This window comes from Cucumibacter marinus DSM 18995 (assembly GCF_000429865.1).
GTDB lineage: Bacteria > Pseudomonadota > Alphaproteobacteria > Rhizobiales > Devosiaceae > Cucumibacter > Cucumibacter marinus.
In genome coordinates this window covers 119393-135326 of the sequence record NZ_KE386977.1, presented here as the reverse complement: position 1 = coordinate 135326, position 15934 = coordinate 119393, and the positions used below count along the sequence as shown (strand labels likewise).

The following is a 15934-nucleotide window of genomic DNA, read 5'->3' as shown; positions in this document are numbered from 1 at the left end:
GGAACGCCGGCCCGCAATGCGGGTTGGCGCGCCAACCTCGAATCCGTCCGTTTCCAGCACGTCAGAGTTGCATTTCGCTGGTCTGTGTTTGCCTCTAGGGCCCGCCGCAAGTTCACGAACATTATGGATTGATTGGCGATTTTTCGTACAGCGTATTGAACTCTAGGCAATTGAACGTAGAATCCAGGTGTTCTCACTTAGGTAGCTTTCTACAACTATAAGTTGCATTTTGCAAGCTGCATTTGCTACCCGGATCCGGTCATCTCCCCATCCAGCACACAAAAAGGGCCGCGCATCCGCCTGGCGGACGACACGACCCGATTACTCGTTTTACTTATGCTTTGCTTGGCAAGAAGCCTTGATCAGGCAGGGCGCTTGGCCAGCAGATCGCGAATCTCGGTGAGCAGCACTTCTTCCTTGGGCGGCGCCGGCGGCGCGGCGGGCTTTTCCTCTTGCTTGCGGCGCATCGAGTTGATGCCCTTGACCACGAGGAACAAGGCGAAAGCGATAATCACGAACTTGACGATCGCATTGATGAACAAGCCGATATTGAGCGTGGCGATGCCCGCTTCCTTGGCCGCGGCGACCGAGGCGAAGGTCTGCCCTCCAGCGTCGGACAGGAGGATGAACCAGTTGGAAAAATCGAGGCCGCCCAAGAGCAGCCCGATCACCGGCATGAAAATATCATCGACCAGTGATGAGACGATGGCACCGAACGCAGCGCCGATAATGATACCGATCGCCATGTCGACCATATTGCCCTTGATGGCGAATTCCTTGAATTCCTTGAACATGAACGGGACTCCCGATTGTGGAACAGCAGCCCCCGGCACCGGCCTGGCCTGGCCGGGTTCCACCAGCGATTATCAGGCCATGGCGGGCCGTGCAGCACAAGCAAAAGGGCACTCTGCCTGCCCCATTTTGCAACGCTATTAACGGCTTCTTTACTATGTTCATCGGAGATTGGACCGGTTCGAACCCTTATGGGCGCGACCGCCTCAGGCCTTGGCGACGCGCCGGATATGGACACCAGCCATGCCCTATCGCCGCTCAGCCTCCCCCGCATCTTCAGCGCCCCAGCTCCATCAGGGCGCGGGACGGCCGGATGACTGGCTGGATGTGCGTGAAGACCTTGAGGTGCTTCTCAACCAGATTCAGGACCAGATCGACGCGTATATGGACAGTGACAGCGTAAGCCGGCGCCAGACCGGGGACACTGACGACTTCATCGACCAGATCGACGCGCTCAAGGCCCGCCTTTCCTCCGCTTCACGCGTCGAGGAAGCACCGGCCCCGCGCATGAGCGCCCGCCGCCGCCAGGCGCTGCGCAATGTACAGGATGCGCTCGACCGCCATGGCAGCCGCGATGCCGCCCCCCGGAACATCCGCGACCGCGAAGCCGGGCGCCCAAGCCGGAGTGACCGCCGCGCCGGTGATCCGCTTGAGGATGCAATTGCGCAGATCCGGGCCGGGGTCACCCGGCGCGACAGCCGTCCGCACGATCACGACCTCACCGAGATCGTGGCGATGACCGACCGCATGTCTCAGCGGCTCAACGATATCGAACGCCATTCGCGCGAAGCGGGCAGCAGCGTCTCGACCCATCGCCAGATCGAGGCGTTGACCGACACGGTCGACCAGCTCGCCCGGGTCGTGAGCCGCGCCGGCGACACTTCCACGCTTGAACGCCGGGTCGCCGAGATCGCGGAACGCTCCGGCCGGTCGGCCGATGCGGCGATTGCAGCTGTCGGCGACAAGCTCGATGCGCTCGGGAGTGCCATGGAGCGGCTGGCGCAGCTCAGCGAGAAACGCCCCGGCGAAGCATCCCAGGATTTTCACGCCCTGACCGAGCGGGTGGAACTGCTCAACACCACGATTCGCAAGCTGGCGGATTTCCAGGTCAACCAGGCGCGCGAAGACGAACGCAACGGTGTGCGCGAAGCAACGCTCGAACAGCGCGACGCGACGCGCCAGATCGAGAAATCCGTGCGCGCGCTCTATGACAAGATCGACCGCATGGAAGGCACCGCCTCCGCCCAGGACATGGAGCGGGTACTCGATGCCATCGCCGCCCTGGCGCGGGGTGTCGACCAGAGCCGGGATTCGGGCCTGGACGGCGCCGCACTGATGAACCGGCTCGACGAATTGTCAGAGCGGGTCGCGCTGATCGCAGGCGAAGCCAACCAGTCCGACAGCATCCGCGCCGATGTGGAAGCGATGCGCAGTCATCTGGCCGGGATCGTCGACGGCCGCCTCGATGCGGTACAGGCACAGATCGCCACGCTGGGCGACCGGTTGGACGATGCCGGGGTCGGCCTGCCGCCGGCACTCGAAGACCGGCTCAACGCTATTGCCGAGCGGATCGACACCCTGGCTGCCAACCAGCCCAGCGGCCTCGACCGCGATATTGAGGGCCTCGCGGGCGAGATCGCCCATCGCACTGCCGTTGAAGTGCGCGAAACACTCGAAATCCCTGACCTGACCGGGCTCGTCGACCTGATCGCCACCCGCACGGCGGCAGAAGTTCGCGGCATTGGCGGCGCCGACGGTGCCGTTCTGGCTGAAGGCGGCGAAGGCACCGGCGCCCTGCGCAATGCGCTCTCCGCCCTTGAGGGCCGGATCGCGGCGCTGACCGAAGACCGGCAGCCAACGATCATCGATCATGATGCTCTCGACGCTATGCGCTCGGGCATTGATCAGGTCGACACCCGCCTCGAACGGCTCGAACAAAGCCTGTCGCGGATCGCCTCGGGCCCGGTTGCGGATGCCGCCGGCTCCTCCTCGGCCCACAGCGACACCGGCTGGGAAGATGAGCCCACCGCGCATGGCCTTGCCGTATCGCCCGCCAGCCAGCCCCTTACTGGCGAGGACGCCCCGGCGCATGCCGAGCTTGGCGCTGCGTCAGACTGGCAGACCGGCGCATTGAACGACGACCCCGCCGACCTTGACCTTCACGCCTTCGGTGAAGATGACGCGCAGGACGATCCGGCTGGCGACGATCATGACCAGGACGATCATGGCCAGGCAGGCCCCGCCCCCAGTTTTGCCGCTGCGGGTCTCGGCACCACCGCCCATGCAGGCGATGATTGGGCTGCGGAAAACGCCGAGGATAGCGGTTATGCCGCAGGGGCCTCGCGTCCCTCCGATCGGCTGCCCGACCCGGAGCCGCAATCCGCCTATTCCGATATGAACGCGCAGGATGACTGGGAGACCGCATCCGCCGAGGGCGATGATATGCCCGCGCCCGATCTTGCCGGTGAACGCCCGCCCAAGCCGGTCTCCTCGCTTGGCCGGGAGGCCGAAGACATCCTCCAGCGCGCCACCCAATGGGCGCCTGAATCCGAACCGCGCCGTCGGTCGGTGCTCTCCGATCATGAAGATGACGAGGATGACGAAGGGTCTTCGACCGCCTTCAGCCGCGAAAGCTTCATCGCCGCCGCGCGCCGCGCGGCGCAACGGGCAGGCGAAGAACAGGAAGAACAGGCCGCAGGCGGGCTGTTCGGGCGCGCGCTCTCGCGACTGAGGGGCAAGAAAAGGGTCGAGGAAGACGACGACGCGGCATTTGAAGCCGCCGCCGACAGGGGCGAAGCCGAACAGCCAGAACACAGCGCACCGCATGTGGACGAGCACGATGTGCCGCCCGAGCCTGACAGCATTTTCAACGCTGACGACGAAGAGCCGCTCGAATTCGAAGAGCATTCGGACGAGGAAGGCGAAAAAGAAAGCTTCCTGATGCGGCACCGCAAGGCGCTGCTGCTGGGGGCTTCTGTCATCGCGATCTCGCTGATGACGCTTAATCTGATCGACGAACGTATCGGCGCGAGCCGCAGCGGCGTCCAGCGCGCCTCCACCACGCCGGAAGCCGAAAACATCAGCCAGCTCTCGACCGAAGCGCAGCCCGCGCCGCGCAATGCCCGCGCCGTCGGCCCGGACATGGTGATGGATGGCGAAGTGATGAATGAGGCGACTTACGCTTCGACCCCGATCGCGGACATGATCGCCGATCCCTTCACCGCGCCTGAAGCCGGCACGCAGGATCTCGGCATCGACCGCACGATCACCACCGCCAGCATTCCCGATGATGCCGCCGATGCCGCGGCTCCGGTGCCGAACCGTGCGGCCCCGATGATTACCGCATCGGCCGAAGTGCCGCCGCCCCCGGTCGATACCGGCCCCGAGGCGCTGCGGCAGGCGGCCGCTTCGGGCGATGCGCGCGCGCAGTTTGAAATCGGCGCCATCTATACCGAGGGCCAGACTGTCGAGCAGGATCTCGACGAAGCCTTCAAATGGTATGAGCGGGCCGCAACCGCGGGCTTTGCCCCGGCCCAGTACCGCCTCGGTTCGCTTTATGAAAACGGTCGCGGCGTTGCCAAGGACCTCGAACAGGCCCGGCTCTGGTACGAACGGGCCGCCGAAGCCGGCAACCGCATGGCCATGCACAATCTGGCGTCGCTGTTCGCCAGCGGTGCGCTCGACAGCCAGGACTTCACCAAGGCCGCCCACTGGTTCGAATCCGCCGCCCAGCTCGGGGTCAAGGACAGCCAGTTCAACCTCGGCATGCTTTATGCGCGCGGCTTGGGTGTCGAACAGGATTTCTCCAAGTCGTATCAATGGTTTGCCATTGCCGCGCTTGATGGCGACAAGGATGCCGAACAGGCTCGGGACGACATCGCCCGTTCGCTCGACCCCGAGGCACTGCAGAATGTCCAGACCCTGGTCGATGCCTGGGGCATGGCCGGGCTCGACATGGCGGCCAATTACGCGCCGATCGGCACCTGGAACGAGAGCTTCGATCCCGGCCCGAACATCAAGGAGCCGACCATCGTCTCCCAGGTGCAGGATATCCTCAACAAGCTCGGCTATGATGCCGGCCAGGCGGACGGGCTGATCGGCCCGAAAACCGCCGATGCCATCTCTTCATTCGAGCAATCGATCGGCATGAATCCGAGCGGCGCGATCAATCCGCGGCTGTTGGCGGTTCTGGGCAGTCAGCCGGTTTAGAGATTTAGCCCGGCAGGGCGAATTGACTCTCCTCGGGGGCGGGGCGTAAGCACTGCCCACGAACCCACCATATGGACGCACAGCCGTGCAGCTTTATCTGCCCATCGCCGAGCTTTCGCTCAATCTGTTTCTCCTGATCGGAATGGGCGGCGCGGTGGGTTTTCTGTCCGGTCTTTTCGGGGTCGGCGGCGGTTTCCTTCTTACCCCTCTGTTGATCTTCTCCGGCATCCCCGCACCGGTCGCCGTCGCCTCGGTCACCGGACAGGTCGTGGCGGCCTCGACCTCCGGCGCTCTGAGCTATTACCGGCGCGGCGGGATCGACCTCAAGCTTGCCTCCTTCCTGATCGTTTCAGGGGTGCTCGGCGCCTTTGCCGGGGTATGGACCTTCGGGCTGCTGCGCGCGGCGGGCCAACTCGATCTCACGATTTCGCTCGGTTATCTGATCTTTCTGGGGTCGATCGGTTCGCTGATGTTGATCGAGGCGGCCCGCACCATGATGCGCCACCGCTCGGGCCAGGCCGTGCCGACCCGCCTCCCCGGCCAGCACAACTGGGTGCACGGTTTGCCGCTTCGTGTCCGGTTCAAACGGTCCCGGCTCTATGTGTCGATCATTCCCGTCGTCATGATCGGTTCTTCCATCGGGTTTCTGGGCTCGCTGCTCGGGGTCGGCGGCGGCTTCATCCTGGTGCCGGCGCTGGTCTATCTGCTGCGGGTTCCCGGCTCGATCGTCATCGGCACCTCGCTTCTGCAGGTGCTGTGCATCATGGCCGCGACCACGGTGCTGCATGCGGTCAACAGCCAGACCGTCGATATCCTTCTCGCCTTCACGCTGATGATCGGTTCGGTCGTCGGGGCACAGTTCGGCGCGTCGGCGGGCCGGCGGCTGCGCGGCGATCAACTGCGCGCACTGCTCGGCATCCTGGTGCTGGCCGTTGCAATTCGGTTCGGACTGTCGCTTTTCCTTACTCCTGCCGATCCCTTTTCGGTGGCCATTCTGGGGAGGGGCGCATGATGGTTCGCCTCGCCCTGTCCGTGCTGGCGCTTTGCCTTCTGGGCCTGTCCGCAGCCAAGGCGCAGCGGCTCGTCGCCTCGACCTCGGACCCGGAGGTCTCGATCACCTCGACTTTTGCCGGGGATACGATCACCCTGTTCGGCACCATCGAGCCGGAGACCGGCGCCACCGAGCCGTTGGCGCCCCAGCGCTACGACATGGTCATTGCCGTGCGCGGGCCCGTGGCCAATCACGTCGTGCGCCGCAAGGACAGCGTGTTCGGCATCTGGATCAACCGGGAACAGCAGGAATACCGGAATTTCCCGAATTTCTTTTCAATTGTTTCCAGCGCCCCGCTCGACAAGATTGCCGACGAAGAGCTTCTCAAAAGCCTCTATCTGACCTTCGAATCCCAGACCGAGCTCGCCCGGATCGATGAACCCGCCGCGGTGCAGCCGGTGTTCTCCGAGAATCTTGTGCGCCTCAAGGAGCAGCGCGGACTGTTCGCGCTCAATGAAGGCGGAGTGTCCTTCCTGTCCCCGCGTTTTTACTCGACACGCATCGATTTGCCAGCCTTTGCACCGAACGGCACTTATCTCGCCCAGACCCATCTGTTCCAGAACGGGGAACTGATTGCCCGCCGGGTCGACCGTTTCGTGGTGCGCACGGCAGGGTTCGAGCGGTTTGTCGGCGATGCGGCGCGCGACTATCCGCTGGTCTATGGGGCGTTTTGCGTCCTGCTGGCGGTGTTCACCGGCTGGCTCGGCGGTGTCGCTTTCAAGCGCTAGAGCGCTGTGCGTTTTCACCAGATCGCGATGGCGCTCCATTTATTTTGCGGACCCATTGTGCCTGGCGAAGAACCGGTATCCGGTTTGCGGGCACACGGTTCACGGGATCGTTTGCTTTCCCGTCCAACTTCACACCATGCTTTGGACGAGCAGATTGCCGTTTTCACAGCACTGCTTGCTGAGATAGACTCTTCGCCATGAGTCAGGTTCCCGTCTTCTGGTCACGCACCATCACCTTTGCCGCCATTGCCGGACTGATCCCGTTTGCCGGGGCGTTGATCCTGACGCTGTTTCCGGACGCGGCCCTGCTGGATCCGGTTGTGCTCGAACGCGCGACCATCGGCTATGGCGCGCTGATCCTCGGTTTTCTCGGCGGGGTAAGGTGGGGCATCCGCATGCAGGGTGGCGCCGGGTCCGATCTCACCTATCTTGTTGGTATTGCCGGGGCGATTGTGGGGTTCTTCACCCTGCTCATGCCCTATGTGCTGGCGCTCGCCGTGCTGACGGTAGGGTTCGGCGCACAGGGCGCCTGGGATGTGTGGGGCGGGTTCCGCGGCACGGTGCCCAAACCTTATGCGCGGCTACGGTCAACGCTGACCTGGCTCGTTTGCATCCTGCTGATCGCCATCATTGCCATCAAGGGCATTCAGGCCGCGCTCTAAACCCGTTTCGCATTAAGCAGAGCCGTCGATCGGGCCTGTTTTTTGTTTTGTCGCGTTTCCGAACGGTGAACCGGTGCCCGCTTCACCTGGAACCGCTCTAGCCCCCGACCAGATATCGCGGGGCCACGGCATAGACGCGGCCCTGGCCGAGCATCACCACATTGAGCGCCGAGCGTTTCAGCAAGCCGTCAAAGGCCGGGCTCAAAATGTTCAGCGAGCCTGTCGAGACGCCATAGGCGGGCAGGATCAGGCGGGTCGTATCGAAGGCGAAACAGGCGCGCCTGACCGAGCGGCCATTGCGACGGATGCGGGCCGCCGGGTGCAAATGCCCGGCGATCTGGTTGGGTGTGGCCGCTTCCGGGATATGGCTGAGCGTCAACCCGGCCATGGCGAGGTTCTCGCAGCAGGTGCCGCCGAGCTCATGGGCAGCCGGGTCGTGATTGCCGGCGAGCCAGACCCAGTCGATGCCCGATGTCAGATCATCCAGCGCTTCGCGGTCGGGTTCGAGCAGGGTCTCGGTGCCTTCGTCGCGGTGAAAGCTGTCACCGAGACAAATCACCCGCTTTGCGCGTGTTTCCGCGATATCGGCCGCAAGGCGCTTGAGGGTCGCCCTGGTATCATAGGGCGGCAGGAACTGGCGCGAGCGGGCAAAGCTGGACATCTTCTCGAGGTGTAAATCGGCGACGAGCAGCGTTTCTTCTTCGGGCCAGTAAAGGGCGCCGGAAAGTAGCGCCTCGAAATGCTGGCCACCGAAATCGAGCCCGATCCGGGCCGGGTCTTCTTCGATGTGCCTGAGCGCCGCGCCGGTCACTGTTCTGGGTTGCCTATCTCTGCATCGCTTCGCGGATCAGATCGTCTGCGGCTTCGGCCATGACGCTTTCGCGCCCTTCGCCAAAGACCGGTTCTTTTCCGATCTCCAGCATAACTGGTACCGCGAGGGGCGAGATTCGGTCGAGGGGTTTGTGCTGAATATGCCGTGAGACACGTCTCAGGCACTCCCCCAACCGCTCGATATCAAGCAGCCCGCGCGCCGCATCGCGCCGCGTCGCCTGGATCAGAATGTGATCGGGCTCGTGCTCATAAAGCACGTCGTAGATCAGGTCGGCGGACATGGTGAGCTGGCGGCCCGACTTCTCCTTGCCCGGGTGGCGGCGCTCGATCAGCCCGGCGATGATGGCGCAGTTCCTGAAAGTGCGTTTCATCAGGCTCGATTCGAGCAGCCAGCTTTCAAGGTCGTCGCCCAGCATGTCCTCGTCGAACAGGCGGTCGAGAGAGAGCTTGTTGCCGCCAATCAGCAGATTGAGATCGGCGGCGCACCATATCGCCAGCGCGTATTCCGAGGCCACGAACCCCAATGGCTTGGCGCGCATGCGCTCGAGCCGCCGGGTCATCAGCATGCCGAGGGTCTGGTGGGCCAGCCGCCCCTCGAACGGATAGCAGACAAGGTAGTGCTTGTCGGCGCGCGGGAAGGTTTCGACCAACAGGCTGTCCGCGCCCGGCAAGGTCGAGACATCGCGTTGCAGCGTCAGCCATTCGCGCACCTGGTCGGGCAGCAATCGCCACTCTTGCGGATTGGCGAGGGTGCCGCGCACGCGTTCGGCCAGATAGGTCGAAAGCGGGAATTTGCCGCCCATATAGCTCGGGATCTTGGGCGAGGTCGATTGGGCGCGCGACACATAGGCTTCGTTCTCGCGCATGGCCTCGAAGGCGACGATCTCGCCGCCGAACAGAAAGGTGTCGCCGGGCACCAGGGTCGTGAAGAAATATTCCTCCATCTCCCCGAGCACCCGCCCGCCGCGGCTGATCGGCCCGGTGGTCGCACCACGCCGGTGCCCCCTGCCCCTCACGAGCCGCACCTTGACCATCGGCTCCTCGATGATGGTGCCGATATTGAGCCGGTATTGCTGGGCGACCTGGGGGTTGGCGATGCGCCACAGCCCTTCCTTGGTCAGCCGCAGCCGGGCGTAGCGCTCATAGGCGCGCAGGGCATAGCCGCCGGTCGCGACGAAATCGACCACCCGCTCGAAGGTCTCCCAGTCGAGATCGCGATAGGGCCAGGCGCGGCGGATTTCGTCATGGAGTTTTGTGGCATCGAATGGCTCGGCACAGGCCATGCCGAGAACATGCTGGGCGAGCACGTCGAGCCCGCCCGAGACCGGGTCCTCGCTGTCCTGTGCGCCTTCAAAGACCGCCTGCTGGGCGGCCTCGCATTCGAGGACCTCGAAGCGGTTGGCGGGCACCAGCAGCGCGCGGGAGGGATCGTCGAGCCGGTGATTGGCGCGCCCGATTCTCTGCAGCAGCCGGCTCGCGCCTTTCGGGGCCCCGATCTGCACGACGAGATCGACATCGCCCCAGTCGATGCCCAGATCAAGGGTCGAGGTGCAAACGACCGCGCGCAGCTTGCCCGCCACCATGGCGCTTTCGACCTTGCGCCGCTGTTCAACGCTCAAAGAGCCATGATGAAGCGCAATCGGCAGCGCGTCGTCATTCGCGGCCCAAAGAAGCTGGAACAGCATCTCGGCCTGTGAGCGCGTGTTGACGAAAAGAAGGGTCGTGCCGTTCTGCTTGATGATGTCGTAAAGTTCGGGGATGGCATAAGCCGCCGAATGCCCGGCCCAGGGCACCCGGTCTTCGCTGGCAAGGATATCGACCTCCGGCTTTGCCCCGCCCTTCATCACCACCATCTCGACCGTACGTTCGGGGGCCGGCGCCCTGATCCAGTCGGCCAGCATGTCCGGCTGTGCGACGGTTGCCGACAGTGCGGTGACCGTCAGATCGGGCGCCAGGGTCGATAGCCGTGCAAGACCCAGCGAAAGCAATTCGCCGCGCTTTGAGGTGACCAGCGCATGCAATTCATCGAGCACCACGCGTTTGAGATTGCCGAACAGGCGCGGCGCATCGCGGTGGGCAAGCAGCAGGGCGAGCTGTTCGGGCGTGGTCATCAGGATATTGGGCGGGTCGTAACGCTGGCGCTGGCGCCGGTGGGAGGGCGTGTCGCCGGTTCGGGTTTCGACCCGGATATCGAGCCCCATATCGTTGATCGGGCCAGTAAGGTTGCGCGCCACATCGACGGCCAGCGCCTTCAGCGGCGACAGGTAAAGGGTGTGCAGGCCCTTTTGCGGTTCCGAGATGAGTTGGTCGATCGAGGGCAGGAACCCGGCGAGCGTCTTGCCTGCGCCGGTCGGGGCAATCAACAGGGCCGAGGAGCCGGCGCGGCTGGCCCGCAAAACGCCGAGCTGGTGCTCGCGCGGCGCCCAGCCGCGGTCGCGGAACCATTCGGCCACCACGGGCGGCAGATCCCAGTTCTCCCGATCCAGCGGTGGCGCGTCATGCATGAGGGAATCCCGTTTCGGTGTATCCTGAACAAATCGGGAATCTTCGCAAGCCGGCTATTCGGAAAAACATGGTCCCCATGCGCGTTAGTGCGTTGCCGCTTGCCGGTATGGCGCGTATCAATCGGGCTCGATCCCGGATGAAAGAACCCTCCCAGCGGTCACCGCTTCCCCTTCCAGCGCCCGTTCCGGGCAGACCCGCCATGAACAAACCCATTCGTCCCTTCACCGTTTCTCATGCCGATGTGTGGCGCATTGCGCTTCCCGCCTCAATCGCGCTGATCACCGAGCCGCTGGTGGGGATCACCGACATCACGGTCATCGGCCGGCTCGGGGAGACGGGCTTGCTCGGTGGCGTGGTCGTGGGCTCTGTCGCCTTCGAGGCGTTGCTGTCGGTCTTCTTTTTCCTGCGCCTTTCAACCGCGGGACTGGTGGCGCAGGCCGAAGGGGCGGAGGATGCGCCGGCCAGCGCGGCCCATGCCATGCGGGCCTTCATTCTGGCCGTACTGTTCGGCGTCGCCTGCATCGCGCTGACCGTGCCGCTGAGATCGGCAGGGGTTACCCTGTTCTCGGTCGATGGGGCGGTGCGCGCGCCGTTCGAGGCCTATTTCGGCATCCGGATGCTCTCGACGCCGTTTGTGTTCCTCAACTTCGCGCTTCTGGGCTGGCTCTATGGGCGCGGGGCGGCGCGCACCAGCCTGGTGCTGACCGTGGTTGCCAATCTCGGCAATGTCGGTCTCAGCGTCGCGCTGGTCTATGGCGCGGGCATGGGCGTTGAAGGGGTCGCCTATGGCACGCTTGGTGCCCAGATCGTCGCGTCGCTCACCGGGCTGGCACTCGTCTGGTATCATTTCAAGGGCTGGCGCGCCTTTGCGCGGATCGTGCCGTTCGACCTGCTGGTCGCGCGCGATGCGCTTAAAGCGCTCTATTCCCTCTCTGCCGGTCTGACCATCCGCTCCGTCTTGTTGATGGCGGTATTCGCCTATTTCACAGCCGCCGGGTCGCGGGCCGGTGATGCAGTGCTTGCCGCCAACGCCGTGTTGCTCAATTTCATGATGGTCACCGCCTTCTTCCTCGACGGCATGGCGACCGCCTCCGAGCGCCTGTGCGGCAAGGCCGTGGGTGCGCGTTACCGCCCCGCCTACCGGCAGGCAGTCGCCAAGGCGATGGCCGGGGGGTTCGTACTTGCCGGCGGGCTTTCGCTGCTCTTTCTTCTTGCCGGCGGCTGGCTGGTCGACCTGATGACGACGGCTCCTGACGTCCGGGCTACCGCGCGCGAGTTCCTGGTGCTGGCAGCGATTGCGCCCGTCACCGGGGTCGCGGCCTTTGTCTTTGACGGGGTGGCCGCCGGTGCCACCATGGGCCGCGAGATCCGCAACGGCATGCTGATCTGCTCGGCAGCCTTTTTCGCCCTCACCTTCCCGCTTCAGGCCTTGTGGGGCGTGCACGGGCTCTGGGTGGCGCTCAACCTTTTCTTCGTGTTGCGCGGCGTCGTCTTCTACTGGCTCTTGAAGCGGCGTGAGCCAGACCTGTTTCCATCCGATCCCGGCGCCCGAACAGCGGGCGCCACGGCCTAGACCCTGGCTTTGCTAAATCTGGGCCTTGCCTTCAGCCCAGTCCTCGACCGCGGTGCCGGTCAAGGCGGTGACAGAGTTCGCCCCCGCTTCGCGCGCGGCGACATCGAGCCCCTGCTTGATGGTCGTCATCAATTCCATGCCGCGATAGACCAGCGCCGTGTAGAGCTGGATGGCGTTGGCACCCGCGGCGAGCTTGGCCACTGCCGAAGCGGGTGAATGCACCCCACCCACACCGATGATCGGCATGGTGTCGCCGACCCGCTGCCGGAGCTGGGCAAGGCGTTGCGTTGCGAGATTGAACAGCGGTGCGCCCGAAAGCCCGCCCGCTTCATGCGCATGGCGATGCCCCTTGACCGTCTCCCGGCTCAGAGTTGTGTTCGACATGATCAGCCCGTCGAGATCGACCGAGGCGACCACCGCCGCGATGGCATCGAGCTCGTTCCGGTCAAGGTCAGGGGCGAGTTTCAGGAACAACGGCACACGGGTTACGGCGCGGCTGCGCTCGGCCAGCACCTCACCGAGCAAGCGCCTGAGCGCCTCGTCGGTCTGCAGATCCCTGAGGCCGGGCGTGTTGGGAGAGGATATGTTGACCGTCAGGTAATCGGCGACCGGCGCGAACCGCTTTACGCCCAGCACATAGTCGGCGACGAAATCTTCGCTCAGCTTGTTGGCGCCGATATTGACCCCGATGGTGGCGCCGTGACGCGGGGCCTCAAGGCGTTTGAGCGCAGCGTCATGGCCTTCGGAGTTGAAGCCATAGCGGTTGATCACCCCTTCATCGTCTTCGAGCCGGAAGATGCGCGGCTTGGGATTGCCGGGCTGGGGCTGCGGGGTGATGGTGCCGACCTCGGCGAAGCCGAAACCGATAGTGCAGAGCTGGCGGGGGACTTCCGCATTCTTGTCGAAACCGGCGGCCATGCCGACGGGATTGGGGAGTTCAAGCCCGGCCAGGGTCACCGCAAGGCTCGGCGGATCGGGTTCGGCCTGCGCCGGGACGGCTCCGAGCTTGAGCGCGGTCAGGGTCGCGGCGTGGGCGCGCTCCGGATCCATGGACAGAAGAAGCTCCCGCGCCAGCCGCTGCGGGCCATCGAGACGCAGGAAGTTCGACAGTCCTTGTCGGATCATTCAGAGGCCCTCGGGTAAAACGAACTCGCCTTTCTCATCGGCGCTGAGGGGCTTTTGCCACCGAACGGCGGACAGGGGCAAGGCCCCATAGAGGTGAGGAAACAATGCGCCGCCGCGCGACGGCTCCCAGCGCAGCAAGGGACCAAGCGCGCCAGGGTCGACCGCCACCAGCATCAATTCGCTCTTGCCGGCGAAATGGCGCCTCAAGGTTTCTGCAAGCTGCTCGCCGGTCGAAAAATGGATAAAGCCATCCGAGAGGTCGACGGGGGCGCCTGAAAATTCGCCCTTTGCCAAAGCCTCTTCCCAGTCTGCCTCGCCACAGACCTTGTAGATCAGTTTTTCCTGCGCGTTCACGCCCCGCTCCTTCCGGTGGCCGCCAATGCGGATTATCGGCGACTGCCACCTCATTCTGCCTATCAGGCACCTCAGGGTTTTGACCCATAAGTGTTTTTCCTTATAGAGACGCTTTACAACACGGTTAAGGCAAATTAGGAAGTATGGGACGATTATCCGATTTATCGGATGATATTCCTAGCCCACTTAGGCCAATCGCATGATTTCACATCGGGCCATCTGGGAGGCGATTGATTCGCTGGCGGTACGGCATGGCCTGTCGACATCCGGGCTGGCCCGGCTGGCGCATCTCGACCCCACTGCCTTCAATCCCTCGAAACGGGTTTCCAAGCTTGGGCGCGAGCGCTGGCCTTCGACAGAGAGCCTGGCCAAGGTGCTGGCGGCGACCGGGGAAGACTTCGAGACCTTCCTGTCCCATGGCGGCGTCTTTCGTCACGCCACGGGCAGCCGGCTGGTGCCGCTTCTGGGTTTTGCGCAAGCCGGCGCCGGCGGCTTTTTCGATTCCGGCGGCTTCCCGGCCGGCCAGGGTTGGGATGAAGTCAGCTTTCCTTCCGGTGTTGACGGAGCAAGCTATGCGCTCGAGGTCAGCGGAGAATCCATGCTCCCGCTTTACCGCGACGGGGACATTCTGATTGTCTCCCCCTCAGATGCGCCGCGGCGGGGCGACCGTGTGGTGGTGCGCACGCTCGAAGGGGAAGTGATGGCCAAGATCCTTCACCGGCAAACCGCCAAGACTGTCGAATTGCATTCGCTCAATCCCGAGCATGGTCCGCGCGTGCTGGCGATGAGCGAGATCGACTGGATTGCCCGTATCCTTTGGGCCAGCCAGTAGGAGCACCCAATGGCAAGGCTGACCACGATCGGCTTCGATGCCGATGATACCTTGTGGCAGAACGAGGAATTCTACCGGCTCACCGAGGCACAATTCGCCGCGCTCCTGGCCGATCACGCCTCCGAGGAAACCATCAGTTCGGAGCTGATGAAGATCAATCTGCGCAATCTCGAATTCTACGGCTTCGGCATCAAAAGCTTCACTCTCTCGATGATCGAAACCGCCCTGACGATCACCGGCGGCAATGTGCCAACCCGGGTGATCAGCGAGATTCTCGCGGCAGGCCGCGAATTGATGACCCATCCGGTCGAACCGCTGCCGCATGCGGTCTCGGCGCTCGAAGCTGTGCGCGACAATTATCGCATCGTCCTTGTCACCAAGGGCGATCTGCTCGACCAGGAACGCAAGCTCGCCCAGTCAGGCCTTGGCGACTATTTCGACGGGGTCGAGATCGTCTCCGCCAAGACCGTCGAGACCTATCATGCGGTCTTTGCCCGGCATGGCGATGGTCCCGAACACGGCATGATGGTTGGGAATTCGCTCAAATCCGACGTCGTTCCGGCAATCGAAGCCGGGGCATGGGGGGTCTTCGTGCCGCATGACCTCACCTGGGCGGCCGAACACGCCGATGCGCCCTCCGGCCACCCCCGCTTTCACGAAATTCCGCATCTTGGCGATCTGCCACCGCTGCTCGACCGGTTGCAGTAGCGCGAGCGCGTGCAAGTGGCGCAGGCGCCAACCTCCGTCATGCTCGGGCTCGCCCTTCGCCCCACATCCAGCCGGCGCGAGGCGAAAGGAGGCCGGGGCGGCCCGGGAGGATGCGACCCCAAGCCCTCACCCTGAGGTGAGAGACGAAGCCGAGCCTCGAAGGGCGAGGGCTGAATGTGACAGCGTCTGTGATCTGCCTTTCCCTCCCCCTTGCGGGGAGGGACGTTGAGCAGGATTTGGCTTGCCAAATCCGTCGCGAGACAGGGTGGGGGTGACCCTGCATACTCCGCGCGAGACGTGACTGAGTCTCTCTTGGGACCCCCACCCGGCCCGGCTAGCCGGTCCACCCTCCCCGCAAGGGGGGAGGGTTTGGGCGGTGCCCGCTTCACCAATGGAGTTGAAGGAACAATGAGTGGCCCCAATGTCACCTCCCCCTTGACGGGGGGTGACAAGCGGTTGGGCGAAGCCCAAACCGAGGTTCCGGTGGAACCTTGGTAGTGCTGGAACGGGTGGGGGTGGTGTTTCCGCCATTCGAGCGTAGCTCTCATGGCCTTCTCACCTGAA

At 64.0% G+C, this 15934-nt stretch carries 12 protein-coding genes; 7 read left to right on the top strand and 5 right to left on the bottom strand.

All coding sequences use genetic code 11. The annotated features are described in order from the left end of the window. Nucleotides 1–362: 362 nt before the first annotated feature. On the bottom strand, nucleotides 363–794 hold the full coding sequence (gene mscL / locus G489_RS0111480) for a large conductance mechanosensitive channel protein MscL (RefSeq protein WP_029041647.1): 432 nt from the start codon (nucleotides 792–794) through the stop codon (nucleotides 363–365). Nucleotides 795–1035: 241 nt separating this feature from the next. Here mscL and G489_RS0111475 point away from each other — a divergent pair, with 241 nt between their 5' ends. From G489_RS0111475 to G489_RS21900, 4 genes are all read left to right on the top strand, one after another. After that, nucleotides 1036–5001 carry a peptidoglycan-binding protein gene (locus tag G489_RS0111475; RefSeq protein ID WP_029041646.1) on the top strand — a complete coding sequence of 1322 codons (3966 nt, stop codon included), beginning with the start codon at nucleotides 1036–1038 and terminating at the stop codon, nucleotides 4999–5001. An 85-nt stretch (nucleotides 5002–5086) separates the two neighbouring features. Next, a complete protein-coding gene (locus G489_RS0111470; RefSeq protein ID WP_029041645.1) occupies nucleotides 5087–6013 on the top strand; it encodes a sulfite exporter TauE/SafE family protein in 927 nt (308 codons plus the stop codon). Continuing rightward, nucleotides 6010–6780 carry a TIGR02186 family protein gene (locus G489_RS0111465; protein WP_029041644.1) on the top strand — a complete coding sequence of 257 codons (771 nt, stop codon included), beginning with the start codon at nucleotides 6010–6012 and terminating at the stop codon, nucleotides 6778–6780. Before G489_RS0111470 ends, G489_RS0111465 begins: the two co-directional genes overlap by 4 nt. Nucleotides 6781–6977: 197 nt before the next feature. After that, nucleotides 6978–7442, top strand: coding sequence for a DUF3429 domain-containing protein (locus tag G489_RS21900; protein ID WP_051332570.1), 465 nt, complete (start codon nucleotides 6978–6980; stop codon nucleotides 7440–7442). A 97-nt stretch (nucleotides 7443–7539) separates the two neighbouring features. Here G489_RS21900 and pdeM read toward each other — a convergent pair whose 3' ends face one another. Then, the gene (pdeM, locus tag G489_RS0111455; protein ID WP_029041643.1) at nucleotides 7540–8253 is read right to left on the bottom strand and encodes a ligase-associated DNA damage response endonuclease PdeM; all 714 of its coding nucleotides are present in this window, start codon (nucleotides 8251–8253) and stop codon (nucleotides 7540–7542) included. Nucleotides 8254–8266: 13 nt separating this feature from the next. Beyond that, on the bottom strand, nucleotides 8267–10777 hold the full coding sequence (locus G489_RS0111450) for a ligase-associated DNA damage response DEXH box helicase (RefSeq protein WP_051332569.1): 2511 nt from the start codon (nucleotides 10775–10777) through the stop codon (nucleotides 8267–8269). A 200-nt stretch (nucleotides 10778–10977) separates the two neighbouring features. On the opposite strand from G489_RS0111450, the gene G489_RS20280 reads away from it, so the two are divergent. Beyond that, nucleotides 10978–12351, top strand: coding sequence for an MATE family efflux transporter (locus G489_RS20280; RefSeq protein ID WP_051332568.1), 1374 nt, complete (start codon nucleotides 10978–10980; stop codon nucleotides 12349–12351). A 12-nt stretch (nucleotides 12352–12363) separates the two neighbouring features. Here G489_RS20280 and G489_RS0111440 read toward each other — a convergent pair whose 3' ends face one another. Beyond that, nucleotides 12364–13476, bottom strand: a complete 1113-nt coding sequence (locus G489_RS0111440; protein ID WP_035872518.1) for a quinone-dependent dihydroorotate dehydrogenase — start codon at nucleotides 13474–13476, stop codon at nucleotides 12364–12366. Then, nucleotides 13477–13830 carry a DUF952 domain-containing protein gene (locus G489_RS0111435; protein WP_029041640.1) on the bottom strand — a complete coding sequence of 118 codons (354 nt, stop codon included), beginning with the start codon at nucleotides 13828–13830 and terminating at the stop codon, nucleotides 13477–13479. A 199-nt stretch (nucleotides 13831–14029) separates the two neighbouring features. Here G489_RS0111435 and G489_RS0111430 point away from each other — a divergent pair, with 199 nt between their 5' ends. After that, nucleotides 14030–14662 (top strand): S24 family peptidase, encoded by a 633-nt coding sequence (locus G489_RS0111430; RefSeq protein ID WP_029041639.1) that lies wholly within the window; start codon nucleotides 14030–14032, stop codon nucleotides 14660–14662. 9 nt (nucleotides 14663–14671) lie between these two features. After that, entirely contained in the window at nucleotides 14672–15370 is a 699-nt protein-coding gene (locus tag G489_RS0111425) for an HAD family hydrolase (RefSeq protein ID WP_029041638.1), read from the top strand. Nucleotides 15371–15934: the final 564 nt, after the last annotated feature.